General features: G+C 36.7%; 27 protein-coding genes. 6 read left to right on the top strand and 21 right to left on the bottom strand.

Translation table 11 applies throughout. The features are described 5' to 3' along the window. Positions 1 to 72: 72 nt before the first annotated feature. From QF044_RS18310 to QF044_RS18300, 3 genes are read right to left on the bottom strand one after another with little or no spacing between them, the layout of a single operon-like run. Positions 73 to 876 (bottom strand): hypothetical protein, encoded by an 804-nt coding sequence (locus QF044_RS18310; protein WP_307270371.1) that lies wholly within the window; start codon positions 874 to 876, stop codon positions 73 to 75. Positions 877 to 899: 23 nt separating this feature from the next. Continuing rightward, positions 900 to 1,253, bottom strand: a complete 354-nt coding sequence (locus QF044_RS18305) for a hypothetical protein (RefSeq protein ID WP_307270368.1) — start codon at positions 1,251 to 1,253, stop codon at positions 900 to 902. Between the two features lie 13 nt (positions 1,254 to 1,266). After that, complete coding sequence (locus QF044_RS18300) at positions 1,267 to 2,016, bottom strand: hypothetical protein (protein ID WP_307270366.1); 750 nt, start codon at positions 2,014 to 2,016, stop codon at positions 1,267 to 1,269. Between the two features lie 119 nt (positions 2,017 to 2,135). Between QF044_RS18300 and QF044_RS18295 the strand changes: the two genes are divergently transcribed. Further along, positions 2,136 to 3,032: a hypothetical protein gene (locus QF044_RS18295; protein WP_307270365.1), complete on the top strand. Its 897-nt coding sequence runs from the start codon at positions 2,136 to 2,138 to the stop codon at positions 3,030 to 3,032. A gap of 170 nt (positions 3,033 to 3,202) precedes the next feature. Here the strand turns inward: QF044_RS18295 and QF044_RS18290 are convergent, their stop codons facing one another. The 9 genes from QF044_RS18290 to QF044_RS18250 form a co-directional block, all read right to left on the bottom strand. Next, complete coding sequence (locus QF044_RS18290; RefSeq protein WP_307270362.1) at positions 3,203 to 3,946, bottom strand: LytTR family DNA-binding domain-containing protein; 744 nt, start codon at positions 3,944 to 3,946, stop codon at positions 3,203 to 3,205. A gap of 56 nt (positions 3,947 to 4,002) precedes the next feature. Then, the gene (locus tag QF044_RS18285) at positions 4,003 to 4,278 is read right to left on the bottom strand and encodes a 2TM domain-containing protein (protein ID WP_307270359.1); all 276 of its coding nucleotides are present in this window, start codon (positions 4,276 to 4,278) and stop codon (positions 4,003 to 4,005) included. Between the two features lie 23 nt (positions 4,279 to 4,301). Next, positions 4,302 to 4,598 carry a 2TM domain-containing protein gene (locus tag QF044_RS18280; protein ID WP_307270358.1) on the bottom strand — a complete coding sequence of 99 codons (297 nt, stop codon included), beginning with the start codon at positions 4,596 to 4,598 and terminating at the stop codon, positions 4,302 to 4,304. Between the two features lie 310 nt (positions 4,599 to 4,908). After that, positions 4,909 to 5,478 (bottom strand): isoprenylcysteine carboxylmethyltransferase family protein, encoded by a 570-nt coding sequence (locus tag QF044_RS18275; protein ID WP_307270356.1) that lies wholly within the window; start codon positions 5,476 to 5,478, stop codon positions 4,909 to 4,911. A gap of 39 nt (positions 5,479 to 5,517) precedes the next feature. Then, positions 5,518 to 5,823 carry a 2TM domain-containing protein gene (locus QF044_RS18270; protein WP_307270354.1) on the bottom strand — a complete coding sequence of 102 codons (306 nt, stop codon included), beginning with the start codon at positions 5,821 to 5,823 and terminating at the stop codon, positions 5,518 to 5,520. After that, positions 5,823 to 7,142 carry a 2TM domain-containing protein gene (locus QF044_RS18265; RefSeq protein ID WP_307270352.1) on the bottom strand — a complete coding sequence of 440 codons (1,320 nt, stop codon included), beginning with the start codon at positions 7,140 to 7,142 and terminating at the stop codon, positions 5,823 to 5,825. The genes QF044_RS18270 and QF044_RS18265 overlap by 1 nt, the downstream gene beginning before the upstream one ends. Positions 7,143 to 7,271: 129 nt before the next feature. Continuing rightward, positions 7,272 to 7,922, bottom strand: a complete 651-nt coding sequence (locus QF044_RS18260) for a hypothetical protein (RefSeq protein ID WP_307270349.1) — start codon at positions 7,920 to 7,922, stop codon at positions 7,272 to 7,274. A gap of 80 nt (positions 7,923 to 8,002) precedes the next feature. Beyond that, the gene (locus tag QF044_RS18255) at positions 8,003 to 10,246 is read right to left on the bottom strand and encodes a TonB-dependent receptor (protein ID WP_307270347.1); all 2,244 of its coding nucleotides are present in this window, start codon (positions 10,244 to 10,246) and stop codon (positions 8,003 to 8,005) included. Positions 10,247 to 10,338: 92 nt separating this feature from the next. After that, entirely contained in the window at positions 10,339 to 11,241 is a 903-nt protein-coding gene (locus tag QF044_RS18250) for a GyrI-like domain-containing protein (RefSeq protein WP_307270345.1), read from the bottom strand. A gap of 148 nt (positions 11,242 to 11,389) precedes the next feature. On the opposite strand from QF044_RS18250, the gene QF044_RS18245 reads away from it, so the two are divergent. Next, complete coding sequence (locus QF044_RS18245) at positions 11,390 to 11,893, top strand: superoxide dismutase family protein (protein WP_307270342.1); 504 nt, start codon at positions 11,390 to 11,392, stop codon at positions 11,891 to 11,893. Positions 11,894 to 11,948: 55 nt separating this feature from the next. On the opposite strand, the gene QF044_RS18240 is transcribed toward QF044_RS18245, so the two are convergent. The 3 genes from QF044_RS18240 to QF044_RS18230 all read right to left on the bottom strand — a co-directional run bounded on the left by QF044_RS18240 (position 11,949) and on the right by QF044_RS18230 (position 14,855). Next, positions 11,949 to 12,281 carry a helix-turn-helix domain-containing protein gene (locus QF044_RS18240; RefSeq protein WP_307270339.1) on the bottom strand — a complete coding sequence of 111 codons (333 nt, stop codon included), beginning with the start codon at positions 12,279 to 12,281 and terminating at the stop codon, positions 11,949 to 11,951. Positions 12,282 to 12,283: 2 nt separating this feature from the next. Further along, positions 12,284 to 12,610, bottom strand: a complete 327-nt coding sequence (locus tag QF044_RS18235; RefSeq protein WP_307270338.1) for a type II toxin-antitoxin system RelE/ParE family toxin — start codon at positions 12,608 to 12,610, stop codon at positions 12,284 to 12,286. A gap of 115 nt (positions 12,611 to 12,725) precedes the next feature. Then, the gene (locus QF044_RS18230) at positions 12,726 to 14,855 is read right to left on the bottom strand and encodes a carboxy terminal-processing peptidase (protein WP_307270335.1); all 2,130 of its coding nucleotides are present in this window, start codon (positions 14,853 to 14,855) and stop codon (positions 12,726 to 12,728) included. A 146-nt stretch (positions 14,856 to 15,001) separates the two neighbouring features. Between QF044_RS18230 and surE the strand changes: the two genes are divergently transcribed. Then, on the top strand, positions 15,002 to 15,772 hold the full coding sequence (surE, locus tag QF044_RS18225; protein WP_307270334.1) for a 5'/3'-nucleotidase SurE: 771 nt from the start codon (positions 15,002 to 15,004) through the stop codon (positions 15,770 to 15,772). After that, complete coding sequence (locus tag QF044_RS18220) at positions 15,772 to 16,437, top strand: GNAT family N-acetyltransferase (RefSeq protein WP_307270332.1); 666 nt, start codon at positions 15,772 to 15,774, stop codon at positions 16,435 to 16,437. The genes surE and QF044_RS18220 overlap by 1 nt, the downstream gene beginning before the upstream one ends. 74 nt (positions 16,438 to 16,511) lie before the next feature. Here the strand turns inward: QF044_RS18220 and QF044_RS18215 are convergent, their stop codons facing one another. Continuing rightward, a complete protein-coding gene (locus QF044_RS18215) occupies positions 16,512 to 17,915 on the bottom strand; it encodes a radical SAM protein (protein ID WP_307272066.1) in 1,404 nt (467 codons plus the stop codon). A 242-nt stretch (positions 17,916 to 18,157) separates the two neighbouring features. Then, entirely contained in the window at positions 18,158 to 18,901 is a 744-nt protein-coding gene (locus QF044_RS18210; RefSeq protein ID WP_307270330.1) for a prolipoprotein diacylglyceryl transferase, read from the bottom strand. 70 nt (positions 18,902 to 18,971) lie between these two features. Between QF044_RS18210 and QF044_RS18205 the strand changes: the two genes are divergently transcribed. After that, positions 18,972 to 20,012, top strand: coding sequence for a GMP reductase (locus QF044_RS18205; protein ID WP_307270327.1), 1,041 nt, complete (start codon positions 18,972 to 18,974; stop codon positions 20,010 to 20,012). Positions 20,013 to 20,107: 95 nt separating this feature from the next. Here QF044_RS18205 and fabG read toward each other — a convergent pair whose 3' ends face one another. From fabG to QF044_RS18185, 4 genes are all read right to left on the bottom strand, one after another. Next, the gene (fabG, locus tag QF044_RS18200) at positions 20,108 to 20,851 is read right to left on the bottom strand and encodes a 3-oxoacyl-[acyl-carrier-protein] reductase (protein WP_307272064.1); all 744 of its coding nucleotides are present in this window, start codon (positions 20,849 to 20,851) and stop codon (positions 20,108 to 20,110) included. Positions 20,852 to 21,024: 173 nt separating this feature from the next. After that, positions 21,025 to 22,533 (bottom strand): WG repeat-containing protein, encoded by a 1,509-nt coding sequence (locus tag QF044_RS18195; protein ID WP_307270325.1) that lies wholly within the window; start codon positions 22,531 to 22,533, stop codon positions 21,025 to 21,027. Positions 22,534 to 22,539: 6 nt separating this feature from the next. Beyond that, positions 22,540 to 23,214 (bottom strand): 16S rRNA (cytidine(1402)-2'-O)-methyltransferase, encoded by a 675-nt coding sequence (rsmI, locus tag QF044_RS18190; protein ID WP_307270323.1) that lies wholly within the window; start codon positions 23,212 to 23,214, stop codon positions 22,540 to 22,542. Positions 23,215 to 23,216: 2 nt separating this feature from the next. Beyond that, a complete protein-coding gene (locus QF044_RS18185; protein ID WP_307270321.1) occupies positions 23,217 to 24,716 on the bottom strand; it encodes a hypothetical protein in 1,500 nt (499 codons plus the stop codon). 61 nt (positions 24,717 to 24,777) lie between these two features. Here QF044_RS18185 and QF044_RS18180 point away from each other — a divergent pair, with 61 nt between their 5' ends. Further along, entirely contained in the window at positions 24,778 to 25,368 is a 591-nt protein-coding gene (locus QF044_RS18180; RefSeq protein ID WP_307270319.1) for a thymidine kinase, read from the top strand. The last annotated feature ends 113 nt before the right edge of the window (positions 25,369 to 25,481 follow it).

Below are 25,481 nucleotides of genomic sequence, written 5' to 3'. Positions count from 1 at the left end.
CTTCTTCATTTTATAACTGAAGTCAGTCAATATAGAAAAGGATAATAGGTCTGGAATAACTGCCGGTTATATTTACAATAGCCGATCTTCATTATAATAATATTCAACCTTGCTTTCCACATCTTTCACCAGTATATCTATGTCTTTTGCCATATCATCTCCATAGAAATTGACGAAAAGTACTTCATTTATTTTCTTAGCATACACCAGATTATATTTTGTTTTCAGAAAATCACGGAAATAGTATATTTTCTCACTTGAATCCAGTTTTACGGTCGTAGAATAATCCTTTAATATTAATCCGGCTTTTTTAGTAAAGATTTTAGCATTAAAAATCTTCAAAATATCCTGAAGAGGGACATCAATTTTTTCTGAGCCCTTTGGTCCGTAATTTCCAATTTCTTTCAGGAAATCTTCTTTTACCGAGTATTCTACTGATATTTTCAGCGCTATCTTAATTTCTATTTTTTCTTCTTTTGCATTGAAAACCTGTATGATAAAGTCTTCATCCTTATCTCCCTGAAAAACCTCTATTTCTGTAGTTTCAAGTGCATTCTCTTCAGCATATTTCCCATACCTTGAATAAACTATTATATTCCTTATTAAATTCAACATAAAAACTGTCAGCAAATAAGGAACGATGAAAACCAGGATAATCACTATTAAAACGTAAATTATTGCAATCCAAAGGGAAAAGCCCTCTTCTTTTAAAAAGGGATTATAATCAAATATTAATGCTTTAAAAATGAGTACAGAAAACATAATGTTCAAAATAATAAAGAGATACGTTTCCCAATTCACTTCATAGTCCTGCTTTTGTATAGGAATATCTTTATATAGAATATTTTTCTCCTTTTCTGTAAATTTTCTGGTCATGATGTTGCTTTTTACCATCCCTTTCAGATTTGCTTTTTAGTATTTGCTTTTGGACCAGGCTGACATACAATCACAATGCCTTGTATGATCAGCAGCACGATGAGATATCCGACCGGTTTTCCCAGCGTTAATCCTTTTATCAGTTTCACGGTTCCTATTATTAAAATGAAAATCATAAAATAAGAAGCAATTTTTGAATTTCCTTCTTTAAAAGATTTCAGGATTATGATAAAAGTATAGAAACTAATGAGAAGAATTAAGTAAAATTTTAGAAATTCCGGCCCTTTCATAGAAATGGGATTATAAAGATGATGTGTAAGAACTAGCCAGATCATGCTTCCCATTAGCGGTACTGAGTATAATAGTATCTTTTTCATAGCTTCTGATTTTTTAACCGCCACATCCCCCTCCGCAACCGCCACAACCTCCGCCGCAGCCACTTCCACATCCGCTTCCTCCTCCACTGCAACTGGAGCCTCCGCCATCGCTGCTGTTTCCTATGCTTCCGTCATCTTTCTTTTTCCCGTTAACCTCCACGTTAGCACTCCCGAATAAGGAAAGGAATAGAGCAAAAACTATAATGCCTGCGAAGGACAGAACAATTGTTCCTATAGTGCTTAAAACTTCGCCGAGACAGGATGACAGCATAAATAAAACCAGTAATAATGGAATAATCCTAATTTTTTTCAACCAAATCTTACTTATTTTTGGAGGCTCTTTTTCGTGCCAAATGTCTTTTGGCGCTTCTTCTTGGAAGATCTCCCGGTAACTTTTCAGAGTGTCTGAAAACCAGGTCTGGTGTTTGTCTTTTTCTTTAAAACCTCCTTTTGAAGGATGGTGATGAAGCTTTCTTTTCAGGATATTGGGACAGAATTCTTCCCAGTAATTCTGGGTATAAATAAGATGCATATGCCATACTTTATCTACTGTTTCGCTTGGAGAGGCACCGTTGGGAAGCGTGCAGCAGAGATAAACAAATTTTTTGTACTCCTGAATAGCTTTCATGGTAAAATCTAAAGTCCAGCCTTCTTCTTTGGCCAGCTTTTTAGAAAAAGGAAAATCAGCATCTGAAGCATCTAATGAAAAGCTTTGAATTCGATTCCAAAGGATTTCGTCTTTTAATAAGATTGTTGTTTCCATTGTGTTAACTTTTATTTTTCTACTCAAATATCATTTGATTTTAAAATATAAAAGTCTTTCGTAAATCTTATTTGGATGTATAAAAATCTTATATTAGTCTTATAAAATTTAATATACTGATGAAAAAAGAAGATATTCTGCATCTTGAGAAATTGATGAATTTCCTGAGCCAGCATTTTTTAAAGAAGAATGCCTGGGAAGACGTAACGAAAACAGAATGGTCATACATCAGCGCAGAGCTTAATGACCTCATCATTAATGATCATGCGGAAAAGGAAATAAAAAAAGATCCGGATCTTTTAGGCTTAAATTATTTGTACGAACACCTGATCATCAATAAATTAAAGAAATACCGTCAGAATGAAAATGCTGTTTTAAGCAAACCAAATCTAGCCAAACTAAGCCAGATCGTCAAAATTTTGGGATACTCGAGTTATATAGATTTCATTAATTCCAATACAGAATCATTCAACTTTAATGATCTCAGGATCGATATGAATAATGTAAAGCAGAATACAGCGCTTTTAGACCGTTTGGTAGGTTGCTGGTACTCTTACAACAGAAATCTCCCGGAGAAGCCCGTTCAGGCTCAGGAAGAGCGGATATGGCGTTCGGCAATGGAAATCTATAAATCTGAAACCACCGGCGAATATTTCATCGAAAGAAGCGGTGGCGACCATCACAAATATTTCGGAAAAGTGACCGCTTATTCAGATTACGTGTTCATCATTATGAACAGCAATACATTCATCCGTCAGCGACATTTTATCTCAAGGATAAAAGATATCAAGGAAAAGCTTAAAAATCCAGAATACAAGCTCCATGAAGTGCATTTTATAAGTACGTGTATCAGTTTTAATCAAGAGCCTATTGCTCTGTTCGAGATCTTTCAGAAAGCAGACCGAAAGACCTTTATTTCAGATTCTATCAGCTTTCCTATCGACAGTGATGAGATCCCTCAATCTATCATAAAACAGCTTGAAGACACTGAGTCTAACAGGATCGATTACAGGTAATTTCGGGTTTGAGAGTTTTAGAGTAAAAAAGCTTGGGTACGCAAGCCAAATTCATGTTATAAGCGTTGATCTCCTGTAAAACACCTCACGTAATTAAAGTCTGAAGTCTGATATCTTACATCTGAAATCTTTTTTCTTGATTCTTGGCTCTTGGCTCTTGATTCTATAAGTCATCCCACCAGCCAGTCTTTAAAATCTTTCACCCGGTCACGGCTCACGGTAATCTCTTCCTGCGGCTGAAATGTCAGATCTACCTTGTAATTCGGTGATGTGTGGATATTTTTTATAAAATCTGAATTGATGATAAACTGTCTGTTGACCCGGAAAAACTTTTTTTCTTCAAGAACATCTTCCAGCTCATCCAGTGTGAAATCTGAGGGATAGATTCTATCTTCCGTCTGGAGATAGACAATTTTATTTTCACTGAAGAAGCAGCTTATTTCCGGGGTCTGAACAATTTTCAGGTTATATCCTATCTTCACCAAAACCCTGGAAAGTGTAGATTTTTCTTTTCTGATGAGTTGTTTGATATCCTCAGACCCTGTTGTATTATTGGAAGGGATAAAGGATTTGAACTTTTCCACTGCTCCCGAAAGATCTTCCTCCAGGATTGGCTTTAAAAGATAATCGATGCTGTTCAGTTTGAAAGCTTTCAGCGTATACTGATCAAAAGCTGTGGTATAAATGATAAAGCCTTTGGTAGGTATTTTCTCAAAAATATCAAAAGAAAGGCCATCTCCAAGAACAATGTCGGAAAAAATCAGCTGCGGATGTTCATTTTCAGAAAACCAGGCAACGCCTTCTTCTACTGATTCTATTTTTCCCACTATTTCTATTTCAGGAAAATTACTCAGCATTCTTTCTAATTTCCTTGAAGCCGGTTTTTCATCTTCGATAATGACAGTCTTGATCATTGAGTTCGTGGTTTTAGTTTTAACAGGGAATAAAATTAGATAAAAAAGAGACAGATTTAAAAATCTATTCTCTTTTTACCTTTTTTTATTTCTTTTTCAATAATATTATTTTCCCATTCTGCATCTAAAAGGAAGAGCTTTACAGCCTTTACCGTTAAGAAAATCCCCCAAATCAACAGAATAACAGATCCATCAAATAAAGAAAAATTGATTTTCCCGGTTTCAAAAATATCATCTAAAAATATAATTCCGGCAACTATTCCAAACCAAAGAAGGCTTTTGTAAAATTTTTTCAGCTGATGTACTCTTTCTTGTGCGCTATTGTAATCCATGATCGTTAAAGCTTTATGATTAATTATAATGTTTTAATCTTTTTAGTATCCTGATCCATCAGTTCCTTCATTTTTTTTTCTTCCCAGTCTTTTCCGATCCCGAAAACGTTCACAGCATGGGTTGCAATTCCTATTCCCCATCCCAGCATTGGCCATAAGAACCATAAGTGATCCGGAGCTGTCAGAAGATTCAGTACAGCCAGGAAAGGAATGACCAGGCAGTAAGAGGTAAGATTTCCATAGAATCCTTTCAGTTCTTTTACTCTTTTAGCTGCTTTCTCGTAAGCTAATGTCTCTTTTGTGTATCCTAATGTTTCCATAATTATTATTTTTAAAAAGTTAGTTTGTCATTTTTGTTGAATCAAAGGTAGGGCAGAAAGGAGGCTTGAATCAACTTTATATGACTGAGTCGTAGAATAAGCTTTCTGAATCGTAAAAAGATTGGTTTACTTGTTTTTGGATAGCGCAAAGGTGCAAGACTTTCCTAAAATTGAGAATAATGTAAGGCGCAAGAAAATCAAAGATTTTCAGCAAGTTATTGGAGATATATGAATAGGATTTGTGCTTCTAAAGTTTATTGATCTCTCGCAGATCTTAATGATTGAGCAGATATTTATTTCGAATAATAGATCAGTAGATAAAAGGAATCAGTTTTTTGGTCTTTTTCCTGTATTCCAGATATTCATCTCCAAACTGCTCCATCAAAGCCTGTTCTTCAATTTTTATCCTGTATAAAAACGCAAAAAAAGGCGGTAAGAAAGCAAGGATAAGTGACAGCCAGTTATTCAGATAAAGACCTAAGCCTAAAGATGTCAGCAGGGAAAATGAGTAAGAAGGATGTCTCAAGTATTTATAGAACCCTTCTTTTTTGATCTGATGATTCTCTTTTATCGTCACATCAACAGTAAAATATTTCCCTAAAGACTTAATGATTATAAACCTGAAAATAATTCCAATCCATATAAAAGCTTCTCCCAGATATAAAATCCAGGTATCTTCTGTAATAGGAAACTGGGTCATATAAGATGTTGACACCGAAGCAGCAATAGAAAACGGAATAGCCATCCATAAAATATTCAGAGTAGACTTGTCTTTATCTTTCTTGTCCTCTTTGCCGGATTTGAGCATATTTTTATAAAGGATCTCGGTGATAAGCCAGGCGGCCATCGAGATGGAAAACAGGATTTGGAGTGTGTTCATCATGTATAGTTTATCCTTAAAAATTAAATCAAATTCAAGTTATTCCTTTTTATTTTTATCCATCAGCCTCCTGATTTTCTTTTCTTCCCAGTCTTTCATAAATCCTAGATTGGGTAAAAGAACCACGCCCGCATGAGCCATAATCCCTATTCCCCAAAATGTTGCCGTAAAGAAGTTTTTGAAATGAAAGTAGCTTTCTCCAGCTTCTAAATGTTTGTAGTTATAGAGAACGATTATTGCATTGACAGCAATATAGAAGAATAAGTGTCTGTAAAATCCACTTAATCGTTCAACCTTTCTTTTAGCTTGCTGGTAACGGATACTGTCTTCATCATAAGTTTCCATTATTTTCTGTTTTTTTGTTTATCCATAATTTCCCGGATCTTCTTTTCTTTCCAGGATTCTCCAACCCCAAAAACCCGAAATGCATGAGAGGCAACCCCAATTCCCCAACCCAACATCGGAAAATAAAACCAGAGATCATTTGGGGAAGTCATCAGATTTATAATGATGAGAAACGGAATAACTGTACAGTAAGAAATAAGATTTCGATAGAAACTTTTCAGCTCTTTTACTCTTTTTCTTGCCTTTTCATAAGATCCGTTATCATCTTCTGTTTTTATACTGATAGAGTTTGGCTTAGTGGAAAGTATCGGAACTTTTACTTTAAAATAATCTTCAGATTTTTCAATGAAAACATTCTTTTTAGTAAGCAGGGCATACCGCTGAACAATATTGGCCAGTCCTATTCCGGAACTTTCCTTCATCTGCTCTCTCGCCTGAAGATTGTTTTCAATACAAAGTGTGTCATTATCCGAAAATATTTTAATGACAAGAGGTTTTGAAGAGGTCGCAAAATTATGTTTGATGCAGTTTTCCAAAAGCAGCTGCAGCGAAAGCGGCACAACATATCTCCTGTATTCTTCTTTTTTAACATCAAAAATAAAGTCAACACTGTCTTCAAACCTGGTTTTTAAAAGATTACAATACGTTTTTGCAAATTCAATCTCATCTTCCACCGTTACCAGTTCCTTGTCTTTCTGCTCAAGTACATAACGGTAAATCTTTGACATTGAAGCAGTAAACTTCTGAGCCTGGTTGGGATTCTCATCAATCAATGCGCTTAAAACATTTAAAGAATTGAAAAGAAAATGGGGATCCAGCTGGTTTTTTAAGCTTTCAAACTGTGCGTTAGCAGACTTGGCAATCAGCTTCTGCTCTACCACTTCTTTCCGAGAATTTTTTTTCATCTCTTCCATAAAGCTTTTCGCATGCAGAAATGCTGAAATCAGAAGCGCTATATTGATCATGAACCAGTTTGTCGTGGCATATTCTTTAGAAAAAAATGTTTCCGTTGTGGCCACTTTCTGAATCTCGACATAATTGATATAATTGCAGAAATAGACCAGAATAAAATTTCCAGCAATGATAGAAACTACACTTAAGGCGGCTCTTATCCCGGTTGTTTCAGACCAGGGAAACTTTTTGTTAAGGAAATCATTAATAAAAGTATTTCCAAAACCCAAAACAAAGGAATACAAGGTAGAGATGAGCAGTGTAATTAAAAAATTGTGAAAGGTCTTCTCTTTTGTAAAAAATAAGAAGAAAAATAACGCTGTTCCCAACGATACCCAAAGTAAAATTATAAATCCTTTTCGTTTCATGATCCGTTTTCTTGGCTCAAAATTAGTTTTTAATAAAGGTATCGAAAATTATTTTTTACCGAAGGGCATATTTTCCTTTCTGAATGGAATAAAAAAAGCCTTCCGTGTAAGGAAGGCCGAATTTCATTGTTATTGTGCCGGCATACTGATAAAATATTCAGCTTCTGCTTTACCCCAATTAGGATCTAAGGCTGTTTTCGGTTTGTACGTCCCGAATTTCGCCAATGCTTCTTTGAACATCTCCAATCCTTTAGTTTTGCTTCCTCCATACTGCTCAGGAGTAAAATAGGTATCTTCTGCTTTAATAAGAGCTATTCTGGGATTGCTGGGATCCAGTTTTTCTGCAATGCCAAGTTCCTCCGTTGCCTTGGCTCCGTCCGTCATATACCGCTGGGCCGGATTGACCATCATTCTTAGGGAAGCTGCCATTTTTCTAAGCAAGTGTATTTCTGCATTATCAGCACCTGCAAGATTTTGTGCTGTTGAAAGATATTTATCTGCCTGTCCTGCTGTCTCATCCAGCCCGGACATATCTCCATTTCTCATCATCAGCCTTCCTTTTTGAATATGGGCAAATGCAGCATAGTAAGGCGGAAGCCATTTTGAACTTTCTTTGCTTCCAATTCTCTGGAAATCGTTGGCGAGCGTCTGAAACTCTTCTGTTGATTTACAGGCTTCAATCTTGGCGATCTTTTCTGTCATTACTTTTTCATAATCAGCCTGTGCAAAAGCAGTTAAACTGATGAAAGCTAAAGCAAAGCTTAATAGGTATTTTTTCATAATATCATTTTTTAAGTTAGTTAATTTGCGTATCCGAAGTTATGTATTTTGTAGTGACTGTGATATGAGCCGCTGTTATTTTATAAATTATTATTAATGGCATCCTGGGTTTTATCTGCTCCCAAACTGATGAAAGCTCCTATAAATACAAAGGTATTGACTGGCGGGACAACGGATGAGCTTCTGGTTCCGTCCTGAGAGAAATTGTAGCCGTACACATTTTTAGATCCTAAAACATTGGAAATACTTAGGACAAAAACAGTGAAGGCTTTTGCATCTTTTTTGCCCAGGTTCGGCAGATAATTAAAGCTCAGGTTTAAGGCATTATAATCTTTCAGCTGTCCTTCATTTCTGATATAATTCACCATATTGCCATTTCCCGTTTTTGTTGCGATGTCGTAATAAGGACGGCCTTTTGCATAAGTATAGGATAAATTAACACCAAGCTTCCATTCCGGAATAAATCTTTTAGCCACGGCAGAAAGTGTATGTGAGGAGGCAAAGTTAGGTTTTAGACTCACCGGATAATTGATGAAATCCCGTTGTGAATCCAGAAATGAATAACTGATCCAGTAATCGATGTTTTCAAACGTCTTTTTGTCTCGCCAGAATACTTCCAATCCTTTGGCAAAGCCATACCCGTTATTATTTAAAGCCGTCTGTACCTGCTGATTCTGGTCTTTATCCGGCGTAACATTAAATGTTTTGATCAATTGGTCATATTTTTTATAAAAAGCTTCAAAACGCAGGCTTCTTCCTTCCGATGCTCTCTGCACCTGGAAAATATAATGCTGTGATTTCTGAAAATCAAGGTTTGAGGGTCCATTGATGTATTTACTTTCCGGATTCTGATAAAATAGTCCATAAGCAAAGGAAGTTGTCCAATCTTTGGCCAGGCGGTAGGCCAGTGCAAAACGCGGAGCCACATTATTTTTACCTAAAAAAGATGAATTCTCTGCTCTCACTCCTATTTTAGCAGATAAGGCATTGCTAAAACCAAGATCCGTTTCTACAAAAACTGAAGATATCAGGTCTTTATAATGCTTCTGTATCGGCTCAAAATTCAGCTTTTCATCAGTGTCATTCAGTTCAAATCCAGCTCTTACTGCACTTATTTTGTTGATTCTTCTCTCAATTACCGCTTTAAAATTGATATAATTTCCTACAGTCAGCAGCTTAGACCTATCTGATTCATTATCGTTAGTTTCCGTAGAAAAATTAAGATCAGATCTATTGTATGAGTATGAAGTTCCGGCATTCAGAAGGTATTTTCCGAACTTTTGCTTAAAAGAAAGGTTATGGTAGGTATTTTTCCCTTTCAGTCTTACCAGTGCGAAATCATATTCCGGCTCCTGGCTTTCCGTTCTCACTCCCATTTTATTGGAATCGTACATTCCGTAATACTTGAAAATTCCTCCCGATTTTGTTTTTATTCTGAAATTAAAATCACCGTTTAAACCTTGGGGAGCATCAATAAAATCAGTATTAAAATTAAAGACCTTCTGCATTACGCTTAGAAGAGAATAACCTAAAGTCGCTCCAAAAGAATGATTCTTATCCTCACTAAGTTTCTGAAATCCTGCACTTAAGAAGATAGGCGAAATACCAAAATCATAGGAACTCTGATCAGGAAGATCTACACTTTCCAGCATCAAGGCTCCGGAAAGAGCCTGTCCATATAATGCAGAATATCCGCCACTGGAAAAGATATTCCCTTTAAATAATGAAGTATTGAAGCGATCTCTTCCTGCAATCCCGGGAACTGAATTGGAGAAATAATTGTTGATCAAACTTCCATCCATGAAAATTTTAGACTCTGTTCCTGTACCTCCACGGATAAATAATCCCTCTGTTTCTCCTACTTTCTGCACACCCGGAAGGTAGTTTAAAGCAGAAGAGATTTGCCCGTCCGCCCCTGCCGTGGTGTAAATATCAATAGGAGTCAGTAAGGCGGTCGCTCTTTTTTTATCACTGGCTTCAATGGAACCTGCAGAAACCACTACCGCATCGATCTCGCTGATCTGTTCTTTCAATTCCGCATTTACCAATATATCGTGGTCACCAATCGTAATTGTTTTTTCAACATCCTGGTATTTTGGATGGGTAAAGGTGAGAATATGATTTCCTTTTTCTGAGGTCTCAAAAGAGAAATTTCCTTGCGCATCGGTGGTAGCACCATCGTAGGTGTCTTTGAGGGTAATATTGATTTCATTGGCTCCTTTGCTTTTAAAAGTGACCTTTCCTGAGATCTTCACCTGGGAATATCCTGCGATAAAGAATAGAAAGGTAGTTAGAAGCAGGAGTTTTTGTCCGTATGTTTTCATGGGGTTAATTTTCGGATCAAAAATAGGAAGCAATAGGCCTTTCTTTAAAATAAATTTTACTGAAAGGCATACTTTGGCTGCTGAATGGGAAATTAGTGAATAGGTATACAGAAATCCACGATCATTTTGCCTTCCGGATGTTCTTTGAAATTAGAATGATAAATCTCGAACGGAAATGCTTTTCTCATGGAATAATGATGCTCATTCATCCATAAAAACAGGGAAACCCAGCATTGTTCAAAATCATCAAGCGTAAACTCTCCACTTCCTACGATAAATTTTCCTGCATCAATGGTTTCCGGAAAGACGATTCCATTCTGCTCTTCCAGTCTCTTATCAAGAAGCATGCACGCATGAATTCTCACCTTATCAGCCGGGGTAACTTTAAAACTGTCATGGTACACAGAGATCATTTTTAGATTTTCTCGGGGAAACAGTTGTCTCTTTTTTGCCCATTCTATGAGGACATTAAAGGAAGGCTCCACATTGACAATTCCTAAGCTCATTACAGAAGCCAGATTCATTTCCGGCCATTCTTTTACTTCGATTTTTAAATTCATTTTTGTCCAGTTTAAAAGATTTTCGACAAGGCAAATGTACTGGCTGAAAACGGCACCTACTTGACCATTCTTGCTTTCTGTCTGTACAATCTTGTGAAAAGTTTCGGGCGCAGATTTCCTAAATACAGACGGAGCTACTCCGTAATATTTTTTAAAAGTCTTATTGAAAACAGAATGATCTAAAAATCCAAGTTCAAGATAAATATCTTTTATCCCAATATCCTTCTTTACAGCAAGGTAAAAAGCGCTTTTTTCTATCTTCTTTCTGATGATATAACTCTGGAGCGTTTCGCCTGTAATGAGCTTAAATATCCTATGGAAATGGTAAGGGGAATACATGCCGACCTCGGCAATTTTTTCCAAATTAAGGGCGGTTTCAAGGTTATTATCAATATATCTGATCGCTTTGATGATCCTTTTCCTGTGTTCTTCCATTTTAAAAAGTGCTGATAAACAAAGGTATTAAGATACACAGAATTTGAGTTGTCCTATATTGCTGTTTAAAAAAAGAACCGGAATCATAAACTGTTTCGGAAAATCTTTTCTAAATTTAACGTTAAAATCACTTTAAATCATTTTAGAAATGAAAGGACAAACATTAGCATTACTGGCAGGGTGTGCATTTTTAGCAGCTTCATGCTGCACGACAAAAACGTATGCCGTAAATGCCAAGAGCGGAACACAGACGGGCGGAACAGCCAAGTTTACCCAAAAAGGAGAAGAGGTAACCATGAAACTTGAAGTAACCAATCTTACTCCCGGCATTCATGCGGTACATATCCACGAAAAAGGTGACTGTTCTGCAGCCGACGGAACTTCTACAGGCGGACACTGGAATCCTGCTAAAGACGATCACGGAAAATGGGGCGCAGATCACTTCCACATGGGAGACATTGGCAACTTAACAGCTGACCAAACCGGAAAAGCAGTGCTTACTTTTAAAACAAATAAATGGTGCCTTGGCTGTACGGATGAATCTAAAAATATCATCGGAAAAGGCCTTATAGTGCATGCAGCAGCAGATGACTTCCATACTCAGCCTACAGGAAATGCAGGCGGAAGAGTGGGTTGTGTAGAAATTAAATAATTCTTAAGGCTGACATCAAAATAAAGAGGAGATCTTGATTAAGATCTCCTCTTTATTATGTTAATTCTACCTCTAGATTTTTTCCTTCCAGCTTCACATTAAATTTCACATCTGCATCCAGTGCATCAAAAACCTTTAATACGGTTGCTATTGTGGAATTTGTTATATTATTTTCAATTTTAGAAATCTGTGCTTTTTGCACACCTATCAATTTTCCCAGCTCTAATTGGGTGAGCTTTCTTTCTTTGCGGGCCGCTTTAATAAGATGTCCCAATACGTCCATTTTAAGTTCATACTCGTATTGATGTCTTTCTTCACTTCCTTCTTTGCCGATGTAACGATCTTTTATATCTGCAAGAGTATACTTTTTTATTTCTCTCTTTGCCATAACTATTTAAAATAATTTTCTCTTATTTTTTCTGCTTTCTTTATCTCTTTTTTAGGGACTTTGCTATCTTTTTTAATAAATCCATGAGTTCCAATAACTAGCGTATTTTCATTATCTCTTTTATCCCAAAATGCCAATAACCTATACTGTTTATCTAAATATCTTGTTCTGAATTCCCATATTTCTCCACTTAGTTTTTTGAAGAGTCTTGGATCATTAGTCTGTCCAGCCAGGTCAATATTATAAATTATCTTAGCAGCTGACTTTTTATCCAAACTAGATAAGAAATCTACAACATCTTCTAAAAATATTGTTTCAAAATATTTCATTTATGTTTTTATCAAATATACAAATAAGTTTCCAAATATGGAAACTATTAATTATTTTTTACATAGTTAATAGCTTAATAAAAAACCGCTGATTTTCATCAGCGGTTTTTTGTTTTTATGATTTAGCTCCCATATCGGAAACGATGTTCATTGCTTCTTGTAGATATGGATCTTTCTTAAGATTTTTGATCCACATTTCAGATTTCTTCTTGAAAGCTTCATCTTTTTTCTCTCTTTCAATTTCTTTCGGGTACATCATGAACTTAAGACCATTCTCAAATTTACTAAGCGCTTTGAATTTCTCGATCTGAGCCTTTCTTTGCTTCATTAGCTCATTGAATTTATTGATGTTCAGCGTAATGGTTTCTTCTTTATCCAGCTTTTCTCTCCACTGGGCAGATTCAAGCAGAAGCTGGTAATTGCTGTTTTTAGCCATTCTGTCTGCGCTTGCTTTCTCAAGAGCCTGAATATTGAAATAGTTCAGTTTCTGGAAATTTGTTCCTGGAATTTTATCCCAAGCCAAGGCATAATCATCATAACGCTCTCCTACTTCTGCATACGTAAAGAAATCTTTCATCTGGATATCGGAAACAATTCCTTTTCTCTGCGTAGATTCTCCTGTGATTCTGTAGAATTTCTGAATCGTCAGTTTTAGTGATCCGAAATCATCTTCCGTATTCAGGAATCTGTTCAGATCTACAAAGGTCTGTACGGTTCCTTTTCCAAATGATTGCGGAGAACCAATGATCATTGCTCTTCCTGTATCTTGCATTGCACCCGCTAAAATCTCAGAAGCAGAGGCTGAAAGCTCGTTCTGCATGATTACCAACGGACCTGTCCAGATCGGCGTTTCATTTTTATTTTTTAGGGTCTGGATTTTTCCGTTTCCGTCTTTTACCTGAACATAAGGTCCTGCATCCATGAAAAGTCCCATGATATCACCTACTTCTGTAAGCGATCCTCCTCCGTTATTTCTAAGGTCAAGAACGATTCCTTCAATATTCTGCTCCTTAAGTTTAATGATTTCATTTTTGATGTCATCAGAAGCATTTCTTCCTTTAGCATCTTCAAAATCAGCATTAAAGCTTGGCAGGTTTATAAATCCGTATTTCTTTCCGTTTGGAGAATTTACTACAATACTTCTTGCAAATGTATCTTCAATAGCAACTTCTTCACGGATCATCGTTACATCTTTAATCGTTCCGTCTTTTTTCTGAACGGTAAGTGTTACCGGTGTTCCTTTTTCTCCTCTGATCAGTCTTACGGCTTCGTCAGAGAGCATTCCCACTACATTTACGGCATCATCTTTCGGTTTGGATCTGACTTTTAAGATCTTATCACCTTCAGAAAGCTGCTTAGATTTCCATGCCGGTGCCCCGATCGTTAAAGCTCCCAGATAAAGATTTCCCTTTTTCTCCTGAATAATAGCTCCGATACCAATTACTTTTCCGGTGAACTGGGTATCAAAATCTTCCTTATCCTTTGGAGAATAATAGTTCGTATGAGGATCAAATACTTCGGTATATGCATTCATATACACGGTAAACCAATCCATTTTCTTTCTCTTTTTGAATCTTGTGAAAGTATCTTTTACAAGATCTTTCACTTCATCCGTTGCCTTTTTGATTTTCTGATCCTGCGTAAGCGGCTGATACTTGATTGTATCTTTCAGCTTGTACTTCTGAACAGAGTCTTTTTTCTCTTTCTGAGCTTCTTCTTTGCTGTTCATAGACTCCACCTCCTGAAGAATATTATATTTAATATATTTTCTCCACTCGTTGTATTGTTCCTGTTTGTTGACAGGTACTTTTTTAAGCTTCGGCTCAAGAGTAAGGGCTTCATCCTCTTGCAGATTGATCGGCTTGCTGAAAATATCCTGAGTAATCTTGTCGATCTCATCTACTCTCTGATAAAGCCTGTCGATGGTAAGTTTATAGAATGTCAAATCACCCTGGCTGAGATAATCATCAAGTTTTGTTTCATGCTTGCCGAATTCGTCCATATCCGATTGCAGAAAATATCTTTTTGCGGGATCTACCAGTTCGAAATAATGTTTATAAACGTCCTTGGAATAGGCATCATTGATTGGTTTCGGGCTGTAATGTAAATAAGAAAGTGTATTCTTAACGCTCACCATGATCGTCTGCATCTTTTCATCGTCATTCTTTGGCGAGTTGAAACAAAACATTAGACTTGTCAATGGAATTAGGAGTAAAAATTTATTCAGTTTGAAATTTTTCCACATAAACTGTCTTTATTAATTGATTTTATTTTAAATATATACTGCAATTAGTAGCAGCAATTAATTCGCTGTTACAAACTATCAAATTTAATACCTTATTTATAATTATCGGATAGTTTTAAGTATTTTTGTTAAAATTAAAATATTTTATGGAAAGACCACTTATTCTGGTAACTAATGATGACGGAATCACAGCGCCTGGTATCAGAAACCTTATCAATTTCATGAACGAAATAGGAGAAGTAGTTGTGGTAGCACCGAACTCTCCTCAAAGTGGAAAAGGCCACGCTATTACCATTAATTCTACCCTGAGCTACGAAGAAGTAACGCTTGATGGACCGCAGACCGATTTCTCGTGCAGCGGGACACCTGTAGACTGTGTGAAAATGGCTCTTGATAAAATCCTTACAAGAAGGCCGGATATCGTAGTTTCCGGGATCAATCATGGAGCTAATTCTTCAATCAATGTAATCTATTCCGGAACCATGTCTGCCGCTGTAGAAGCTGGTGTAGAGGGCATTCCTGCGATTGGGTTTTCTTTAATGGACTTTAGCTGGGAGGCTGATTTTTCACAGGCAAAAGAATATATCCAGAATATTGTAAAAAGAACCTTGGAAAATCCTATGCCTAAAGGAATTGTTCTGAATGTGAATATCCCTAAGCTTACTGCTGAAGAAATCAAAGGGGTGAAAGTCTGTAAACAGGCGAATGCAAAATGGGAAGAGAGCTTTGACGAAAGGGTGAATCCTCACGGAAAGAAATATTACTGGCTAACGGGATATTTTAACAATATGGATGATTCTGAAGATGCTGATGAAACGGCGTTGGCTAACGGATATATTTCAATTGTTCCTGTAAAGTTCGACCTTACGGCTTATGAATATATGAAAACACTGGAAGAAGTAATGAATTTTGACTAATGTACGGAAAGCTGGACAATCCTGTTTATCATTCACTTAATGAATATCATGAAAAGTTCTGCTTAAATTTCGGGGACACCAAATTTTACAACCCTGAAGTAGCCTCCTTTGGTGGCGCTGCAGAGATTTCAACAGCAGAAGACATTACAGAGTATGGAAAGATCTGTGATGATTTTCTGATTTTCGGGACTCGCCCTGATCTGGGAAGTTTAAAAATAAATCTATCGCAACTTGTATGTGATCAGTATGTTCTGGAAAATCCCATTCAGAGTGATTTGACTGAGGAAATCGTTGAACTGAAAGAAGAAAACCATGAGGAGCTTCTGGCATTTGTGATGAAGTTCTATCCTTATTATTTTAAGGCAAGAACTCCTGAATTAGGCCGTTATTTCGGAATCTTTAAGGAAGGTAAATTAGCTGCCGTAACAGGCGAAAGGATGCAGATGAATGATATGACGGAGGTAAGCGCCGTAATCACCGATATAGATTATCTGGGAAAAGGATTAGCTAAACAGCTTGTAACTTTTGTGTCAGCAAAGATCTTTGAGGATAATAAAATTCCTTTTCTGCATGTCGCAGAAAGCAATACCGGAGCTAAAATGCTCTATGAAAAGCTTGGTTTTATGCATAGAGGAAAAATAAACTTATGGGGCGTGAAAAGATAATTTCCCGCCCTTTTTATTGTAAAAGCTTCAGAGCTCTCTTAATACAAGAATGTGATAATCTGCCGGAAAATTATTTAAAAAAGAACCTTATCCTCTTTTCTCAATTCCTCAAGATATTTAATTTTATCATCCCTGTAAAATAAATTCATCGTCTCGAAAGGAATCATTTTTAAATCTTTATTGACAATGTGAACACAGGATTTTTTGATAGCACGCACGTCAAAATCATGGGCATCCATAAAATTCATAATGATAATTCTGAAGAGATTGTCATAGTCTAAATTCGGGGCTGAAACTTCCGGAAGACAGCATAATAATTGGTTTACTTTAGGCTGAACTTTATCTACAGAAATTCCGGTGCTGAAAATATCCAAAAGCTGCATCTGCAAGCCCGCATCCTGTTCATAAACAATGGTATTTTTCGTTTCATTATTCAGCAAATCAGCAGGATTGATATATCGTGTAAGAGGAATGGTTTCCCCTTCAAGTTTAAGAATATAGCCCATCGCCAAGGCATCAGGATTACACGGAACGGGAATAATATCATCACCGTTCAGAAGCGGAAACTGGTTTAAAATTTCCTGCCTTACTTCCGTCAGCGTAATTTTTTCGTGTGCAGAATCCTCCCTGTTTCTTCCGGCCACTTCTACAGGCTGGAAGGTAATCCCGCGAACGCATTTCTGTTTTAAGGCAAAATCAATTAATTTTCCAATCTCGTCAATATTTTTTCCTTTCTGAAGAACGATAACCAGAGTGGTGGAAAGATTTAATTCATTTAATTTTTCCAAAGCTTTCATACGGACACTCGTCAAATCTTTTCCCCTGAAATCTTCCAAAACTTCAGGTTTAAAAGAATCAAACTGAAGATAAATTTCAAATTCCGGAGCGTAAGTCGCCAATTTTTCTGCAAAACCGGGATCATTCGCAATGCGGATTCCGTTGGTATTCAGCATCAGATGTTTAATTGGCTTCGATTTGGCGATATCCATAATTTTAAAAAACTCAGGGTGAATCGTCGGTTCGCCGCCACTGATCTGCACGACATCCGGTTCGCCCTCGTTTTTAACAATGGTATCAAACATGGCTTCAATCTGCTCTAAGGTCCTGTGACTTCCATAATGTGGGGACGACATCGCATAGCAGGTCGGACACGTCAGGTTACACCGGTCGGTAACTTCTACGATTGAAAGACAGCTGTGCTGCTCATGATCCACGCATAAACCGCAATCGTACGGGCATCCATATTCCACATCAGTTCCGAAATGAACAGGCATTTCTGAGGCCTTATTGTAATTTCTGATATTTTTATAGTACTGAACATCTGAAGCAATCATGGTCTTAAAAAAGCCATGATCAGGACATCTTTTGGTCATAAAAACCGCTTCATCTTCAATAATGATCTTGGCTCCTACCCTTTTCAGGCATTCGGGACAGAGACTGATGGTATAATCGTAATAGGTATAATTTCTTACCGGCATAATTTTAATTTTTACATTCCTCCACAAATAAAACCGCTGATCAGTCCACAAATCAACAAAGAAATAAGCATCGTCTGCCAAAACTGTTTTTTGGTAAATTTTCTTGTCATTATTCCACTCATAAATAACCTTTGCTATTAAGGTGACAACCAGTGAAACCACTAAGGCAACTACTATGATTATTCCTATAATCATGACGACAACGCCGCCGAGATTACCAACTTCGAGAAGGGTCAGCATTTTCATAATTCAATTGTATTGGTGTTTTTAATCTTATAAATGTAATAAATAATTACTGAAAGACAGACCAGTTGAATCGTCCCTAAATTTCCAACGATTTCAATTCTTGGTTTAATAAAGTCTAAAAAGAATCTGAATGTAAAATAGCTCAGCATAAATACCTGAAAAATAAAGCCTGATGGATATTTCTTTTTTTTCTCAACCATTTTTAAACTAATCCACAAAAGAATCAGAAAACCAATCTCATACAATGCAACAGGATGTCTCAGATATTCATCACCGAGATGCATTCCGAACATTGAATCGGTAGGTAAGCCGTAAGTTTCTTCATGAATTCCTGTTAGAAAACAGCCGATTCTACCGATGATTATGGCTAAAATTAAAGGATACACAATGAGATCTCCGGTACTTTCTTTGTGGCCGACTATCTTTTTTGCCCATTCAACACCGATCAGCCCAAATGCTAAACCGCCAACAATGGTATTATTGGTCCAAAATCTTTTAAAGCTGAAATTTTCGAATAAAACATAGGGATTTTCAAGATTTCCGATGAGTTTTGAACCGAGTAAAGCTCCTGCCGTTGCCCCTATAAGTACTGCTGCGGAAGTGTTAAAAGACAATTTTTCGGTCGATTTTCTTTTTAAAAAAAAATAAAAACGCATCCCAAGAAAAATACCCAGTGTTTCAAATACAGGATGTGCAAGAACTGTTTTACCGAAAATATAAAAAGTAACAGGAAAATCCATCCTTTCAAAAGTAGTATATTTAAGTTAAATTACTAATTTTAATTTTTAAACAATAAATAAATTCACCAAAATGCGAATAGAAAATGATATAAAGCTAGGTTTTAAAGACGTTATGTTCAGACCCAAACGTTCTACTTTAAAATCCCGCTCAGAAGTGGATCTGGAAAGAGAATTTACCTTCAAACACACGAAAAAGAAATGGAGAGGAGTTCCGCTAATTGCTGCTAATATGGATACGGTAGGAACTTTTGAAATGGCAGTAGAACTGGCCAAAGATAAAATCATTACGGCCGTTCATAAGCATTATACTCCTGAGGAATGGAGCCAGTTTCTGGACAGCCAGCCTGAAAGCATCCATCAATATATTGCTTTAAGTACCGGAACCGGAAAAGCGGATGAAGAAAAGCTAAGGGTAATCCTCGAAAAGCATCCAAAAATTGAGTTTCTGTGCATTGATGTAGCGAATGGTTACTCTGAACATTTCGTTGGATTTGTGAAGAAAGCAAGGGCTAATTTTCCTGATAAGATTATCATGGCAGGTAATGTAGTGACCGGCGAAATGGTAGAAGAACTTCTCTTAGTAGGCGCAGATATCATCAAAGTAGGAATCGGACCAGGCTCTGTATGTACGACGAGAGTAAAAACAGGTGTTGGATATCCGCAACTTTCTGCTATTATTGAATGTTCTGATGCGGCACATGGCCTGGGAGGACATATCATCGCAGACGGAGGCTGTAAAGTTCCGGGAGATGTGGCCAAAGCTTTCGGAGGAGGCGCAGATTTTGTAATGCTTGGAGGTATGTTTGCCGGACATGATGAAAGCGGTGGCGAGATGATTGAGGAAAATGGTAAGAAATACCGTTTGTTCTATGGGATGAGTTCCAAAACAGCAATGGATAAACATTCGGGAGGTGTCGCAGAATACCGTGCCTCAGAAGGAAAAACAGTGAAGGTAGCTTATAAAGGTCCTGTTTCCGAAACAGTGAAAGATATTTTGGGCGGAGTACGTTCTACATGTACCTATGTAGGAGCTTCCAAACTGAAAGAATTGTCTAAGAGAACTACTTTTATCAGGGTTCAGGAGCAGGAGAACCAGATATTTAAAGACTAAAATTATGCTCTCGCAGATCGAGCAGATTCTCTTATTTTTTAGTAGAAATAAAAACCGGCTATACAAGTGATGAATAGCCGGTTTTGTTTTTATTATTAAGTCAGCATTCCGCCGTCTACGTTCAGGGTTTGTCCTGTGATATAAGAAGACATTTCACTTCCTAAGAATATGCAGGCATTAGCAACGTCTGTTGTTTGTCCCGCTCTCTTCATTGGAATTCTTTCTCTCCATGCCTGAAGGGTTTTTTCATCCAGATCTGCTGTCATTTCAGTTTCAGTAAATCCGGGAGCAACTGCATTACATCTGATATTTCTTGATCCTAATTCCAGTGCAATGGATTTAGTAAATCCTATCACTCCGGCTTTAGAAGCTGCATAATTGGATTGTCCTGCGTTTCCGCTGATTCCAACCACAGAGGTCATATTGATAATAGATCCTGATTTAGCCTTCATCATCGGCTTGATTACCGCTTTTGTAAGATTAAATACCGAATCCAGATTGATTCTCATTACCTGATCCCAGTCTTCTTTAGACATTCTCAACAGCAGGTTATCTCTTGTAATTCCTGCATTGTTGATCAGAATATCGATCTTTCCAAACTCTTCCATCACATCATCGATCAACTTTTGAGCAGCATCGTAATCTGATGCGTCAGACTGATATCCTTTGATCTGGGTTACAGAACTTAAAGCCGCCTCTAATGCTTGAGCTTTTTCTACAGAGCCGGCATAGGTAAATGCTACTTTTGCACCCTGTTCAGCGTACATTTCCGCAATTTTCTTTCCGATTCCTCTTGTAGCTCCGGTAATTAGTGCTACCTTTCCTTCTAATAGTTTCATCATATCTCTTGATAATTATATTCTTAGTAAATACTTCCGTCTTTGAAAAAACGGCAATTTAGCATATTTAATTTTATACGGATTAAACAGTGCGCAAAGATATTACAAATTGTTATTCAATACATTCCAAATCATCAAATTAGTGAAGATTTTTCGCTGTTTTATATCATATTTTAAAGACGGCTTCCTGTATTTTTAAATCTTGTAAAATAAAGAATATCCGTTTTTTTATCTTTATCCAGCTTCAGAACTTCCTTCTGCCAGTAATATTTATCATAAATAATATCCTTTAAAGGCTCATTCTGAAAGTTCACCACGCCGTATTTATCCTGCTTTTTCACGACAAACTCATTTTCAGAATTTTCAAAGGCAATAATATCATCGTAGATAAAAGGAACAATCTCCTTCCCTTTTTCGTTGATTATTCCATATAAATTGCTGCTGTTTTTGCAGACCACCGGCTTTGAATACAGATTGAAAATATTAAAGAAATCCGGCTCCTGTTCTTTAATGAAAGTAATGTCTTTCAGAATAGAAACCGATCTGTCCAGTACAAAAAACTGATAGTAAATGTCCCGCTTTTTAATGATGAGCTGGTCAGGATAGAAAGCAATGGCCTGTGTATTTTCCTCCAGAATATTTTTTAAATCTTTATCCAGGAATTTTTCTTCCTTTTCATTTTTAAGGTATATAAAGTCTTTTCCGGAAATGTCGAAGCTCTGTATAAAATCATATTCCTGAGGAGTAATAATTTCTCCATTCAGATTTACTATCCCGTATTTCTTTGATTTATCACTATATACAGTAAAAAGATCATTGAATAATGGCGTTAAATATTTGAAATTTCCAGGATAAAGCTTTTTGTCCTTTTTGTTAAAAACGGTAGTTTTTCCTTTTTTCCTAAGGTAAATATACTGTTTAGCCCCAAAATATTCCGGCGAAATATCATCATAAATTTCTTCTGCAAGGACATTTTCTTCGGCATCCACCAAACCGTACTTCCCTGTTATTCTGTTTTTTGTGATCAGATAAGGATACGACGCTAAACTGTAGATCTGTGTTGAAAATGTATGCAGTGTCTCTCCGTTTTTACTGATGATTTCGCTCTGATTGTCTTCATTAATAATGAGCGCCTTGCCATTTTCAAAGTGATAATCTTCTCTAAATTCACGGTTACTGATCTGTTTTCCGTTCAAATTGTATAAAAACCACTTTTTATCTTTTAAAACAAAAAAACGGTCTTCTCCTGCAAACTGAATTCTTTCAGCATAAGGAATAATTTCTTTTCCATTATAATCGTAAACAGCTTCTTCCCCGTCTTTAGTAGAAATAATGCATTTTTCGCTGAGCCATGGCGTGTTAAAACTCTGGTTATCCAAAGGAAGCAGCTGGTTTCCTTTTTCATCAATAACTGCAGATTTTGTCTTGTAATTGGATTCTTCGGCGGTAAGAATAAACCTGTTTTTAAAGATATGCGAAATGCTGTGAGGCGATTCAAAGGTTATATTTCCTAAAGAATCTACAATGCTTCTGGTCTTCGTTTTAGAATCATATACGGTTCCGTAACCTCCGGAATAGGAAGTCACCTCCTTTCCTGTCTTTTTTGATAAAAGAATTTTGGTATACTGATTGGTCTGGGCCATACACACTGATGAGCACAGTGCGAAAACTAAGTTTTTCAATGAAATTTAAATAGAATTATTGACAATAAGAACGATCTCTCCTTTTAAAGTTTTGCTTTTGGAAAATTCAATTAATTCATTGATTGTTCCACGTTTTGTTTCTTCAAATTTTTTGGAAATTTCCCTGCTCAAACTGGCTTTTGTTTCTTCACCAAAGAATTCTCTGATCTGTTCCAGAGTGGTATTGATCTTATGTGGGCTTTCATATAAAACAATGGTTTTTTTCTCTTCAGCCAGCTGTTTCAGCTTAGTCTGTCTGCCTTTCTTTTGAGGCAAAAATCCTGCGAATAGAAATTCATTATTAGGAAGTCCTGAAACTACAAGTGCCGGAATTAAAGCAGTTGCCCCCGGAAGACAAATCATTTCAATATCATTGTCTGAGCCTGCTCTTGCCAGCAGATAACCCGGATCTGAAATTCCCGGTGTCCCGGCATCAGTAATAATGGCAATATTCTGCCCGTTTTTAAGGTCACCAATCACTTTTTCTGTAGCCTGATGCTCATTATGAAGGTGATATGATTTTAAAGGTTTTGAGATCTCGTAATGCTTTAAAAGTATTCCCGATGTCCTTGTGTCTTCACATAAAATATAGTCAACTTCCTTAAGGACTTTCACAGCCCTGAAGGTCATATCTTCTAAGTTCCCAACTGGTGTAGGAACAAAATATAAGATTCCGCTCAAAATTATAAGAATTTATTTTCTACCAATATCCAGAGTCTCTGGGCATATTCATCTACTTTACTCCACTTCCTTTCATAATAAAGGTCGCTAAGATACTCTTTTGCTTCTTCAAGGTTTTTGAATCCGTTCAGGTGGGCCACCGTATCATTCAGATCCATTTGGCTTCCGTTAAAGAGCATTTTTGAAAAGGCAATCCTGTCATTCAGATCCAGCTTGAATTCAGGCTTAAGCTTTTCAGCTTCCATGAATTGGGTAGGAATGTTGGATTTCAGTATACTTCCGGAACCTTCTTTTACTTCAGAGGCAGGCTTTTCCTTTGGTATTTCCCTTTCCAGCGGATCGTCATCAAAAAGAGTCTGAACAGCCTTCAATCCTTTGATATTGGACAATTTTATTTTTTTCTCCTGATGATATGACTCTAAATCTTCAAAGCTTTCATCAGAAGCTAATTTTTCTTTTTCTGATTCAGGAAAAGGTTTGTCTATGTCTACAATTTTCCTTCTGTCATATACTTCTGCAAGAATGGTTTCTTCCTTTTCTTCTAAAGGAAAATCATTTTTTATATCGCTCAAAATACTTTCAACGTTGGAAGTTTCTGTAAGCATTTCTCCCTGCTCTATCGTTGCATTAGAAGTCACAAACTGCTCTTCGTTTTCTTCGATCAGTATTTCGTCCTCCAGCATTTCCGTATCAAAAATGCTTGGAATTCTTTCTGTCTGATGGATCGCTTTATCTGTAGCGTTGTGGTCTGAATTTTCTTTTTCAAGATCAGTTGAAGGATGTGTTTCATGTGAAACATTATCTTCATTTTCATCAATTTCGTTTAGCTGATTGTTGAAAGTCACCTCTTCTTCTGTAGTTTCAGTGACGAACAAATCTTCATTCAGATCTTCGTCATTATCCGGTTTGGCATCAGCAAGAATTCTTTCTTCATCCACGAAGCTGAAAACTTTCTCATTAGCATTAAAAGCTTCATTTTCATCAATTTCATTCAGTTGGTTATTGAAAACTGCCTCTTCTTCTGTAATATCATGAGGAGAAACTTTTTCCTGAATTCCTTCTACAGCATCCTTTTCATAGTTTTCTTCCGAAAAGCTGACCATGTTTTCATGAAATTCATTTTCTACGATCTCATCAAGCTGATGACTGAATTTTTCCTCTTCATCAATAGAAGTATCTGAATAATTCTCGCCTTCATTCTCGTCAATTTCATTGAACTCATTGTTGAAAATCGCTTCTTCCTCCGTTACTTCATGGCTGGACTCATGTCCGTCCTCTGAGATAGAAGAAATATATTGGCTTTCTGAATTTTGCTGGCTATCAGTAATAAAATACTCAATATTTTTTTCCAACAACCTTAAAAAAGAGATCCTGTTCGCAAGCTCATCTACAAGATCCTGCTTGGAAAGTAATTCGTCTACGTTGTTTATTTTCTCCAGAATATCAATGATATTCTTGGATTCAAAAAAAATTTTTTCCTTTAAATCTTGGATGTTCTGCATAATAAGAATCTTATTAAAATTGCTTACTTTTGATCTTAAAAATATACGGCTAATTTAACAAATGTTTTTAGAAAATACAATTAATCATTCCAAACAAAGTGGTTGGATGGAAGTTATTTGTGGCTCTATGTTTTCGGGAAAAACCGAAGAGCTGATCCGAAGATTGCGAAGAGCAGAAATGGCGGGACAGAACGTGGAAATTTTCAAACCGAGACTGGATACACGATATTCTGACGAGGACGTCGTTTCTCATAATCAGAATAAAATCCGCAGTACAGCAGTAGATAATCCCAATGAAATTCTCTTGCTGGCCTCTAACTGCGATGTGGTGGGGATAGATGAAGCACAGTTTTTCGATGAAAGCATTGTAGATATCGCCAACCAGCTTGCCAACAGCGGTACAAGAGTCGTAGTGGCAGGGCTTGATATGGATTTCCTGGGACGTCCGTTCGGGCCAATGCCTAATCTTATGGCTACCGCAGAGTATGTTACAAAAGTACATGCGATCTGCAAAAGAACGGGCAATCTGGCGAATTATTCTATGAGAATTTCTCAGGGAAATAATCTGGTAGAACTGGGTGAAACAGAAAGCTATGAAGCCGTAAGCCGCCGTGTTTTTATTGACGAAGTCCTTTTAAAAAAGAAAAAATAGAGAAAACCAATTTGCAGAGGTAAATAATAAAATACACAGCAGGTTGGCCATCACAAAAACACTATATTCAAAAATAATCAATTAGTCACTATTTATCCTGTGACTAATGAGCT

The organism is Chryseobacterium sp. W4I1 (genome assembly GCF_030816115.1).
Lineage (GTDB): Bacteria > Bacteroidota > Bacteroidia > Flavobacteriales > Weeksellaceae > Chryseobacterium.
The sequence above is the reverse complement of the archived record's forward strand: the minus strand, read 5'-3'. Positions and strand labels throughout refer to the sequence as shown.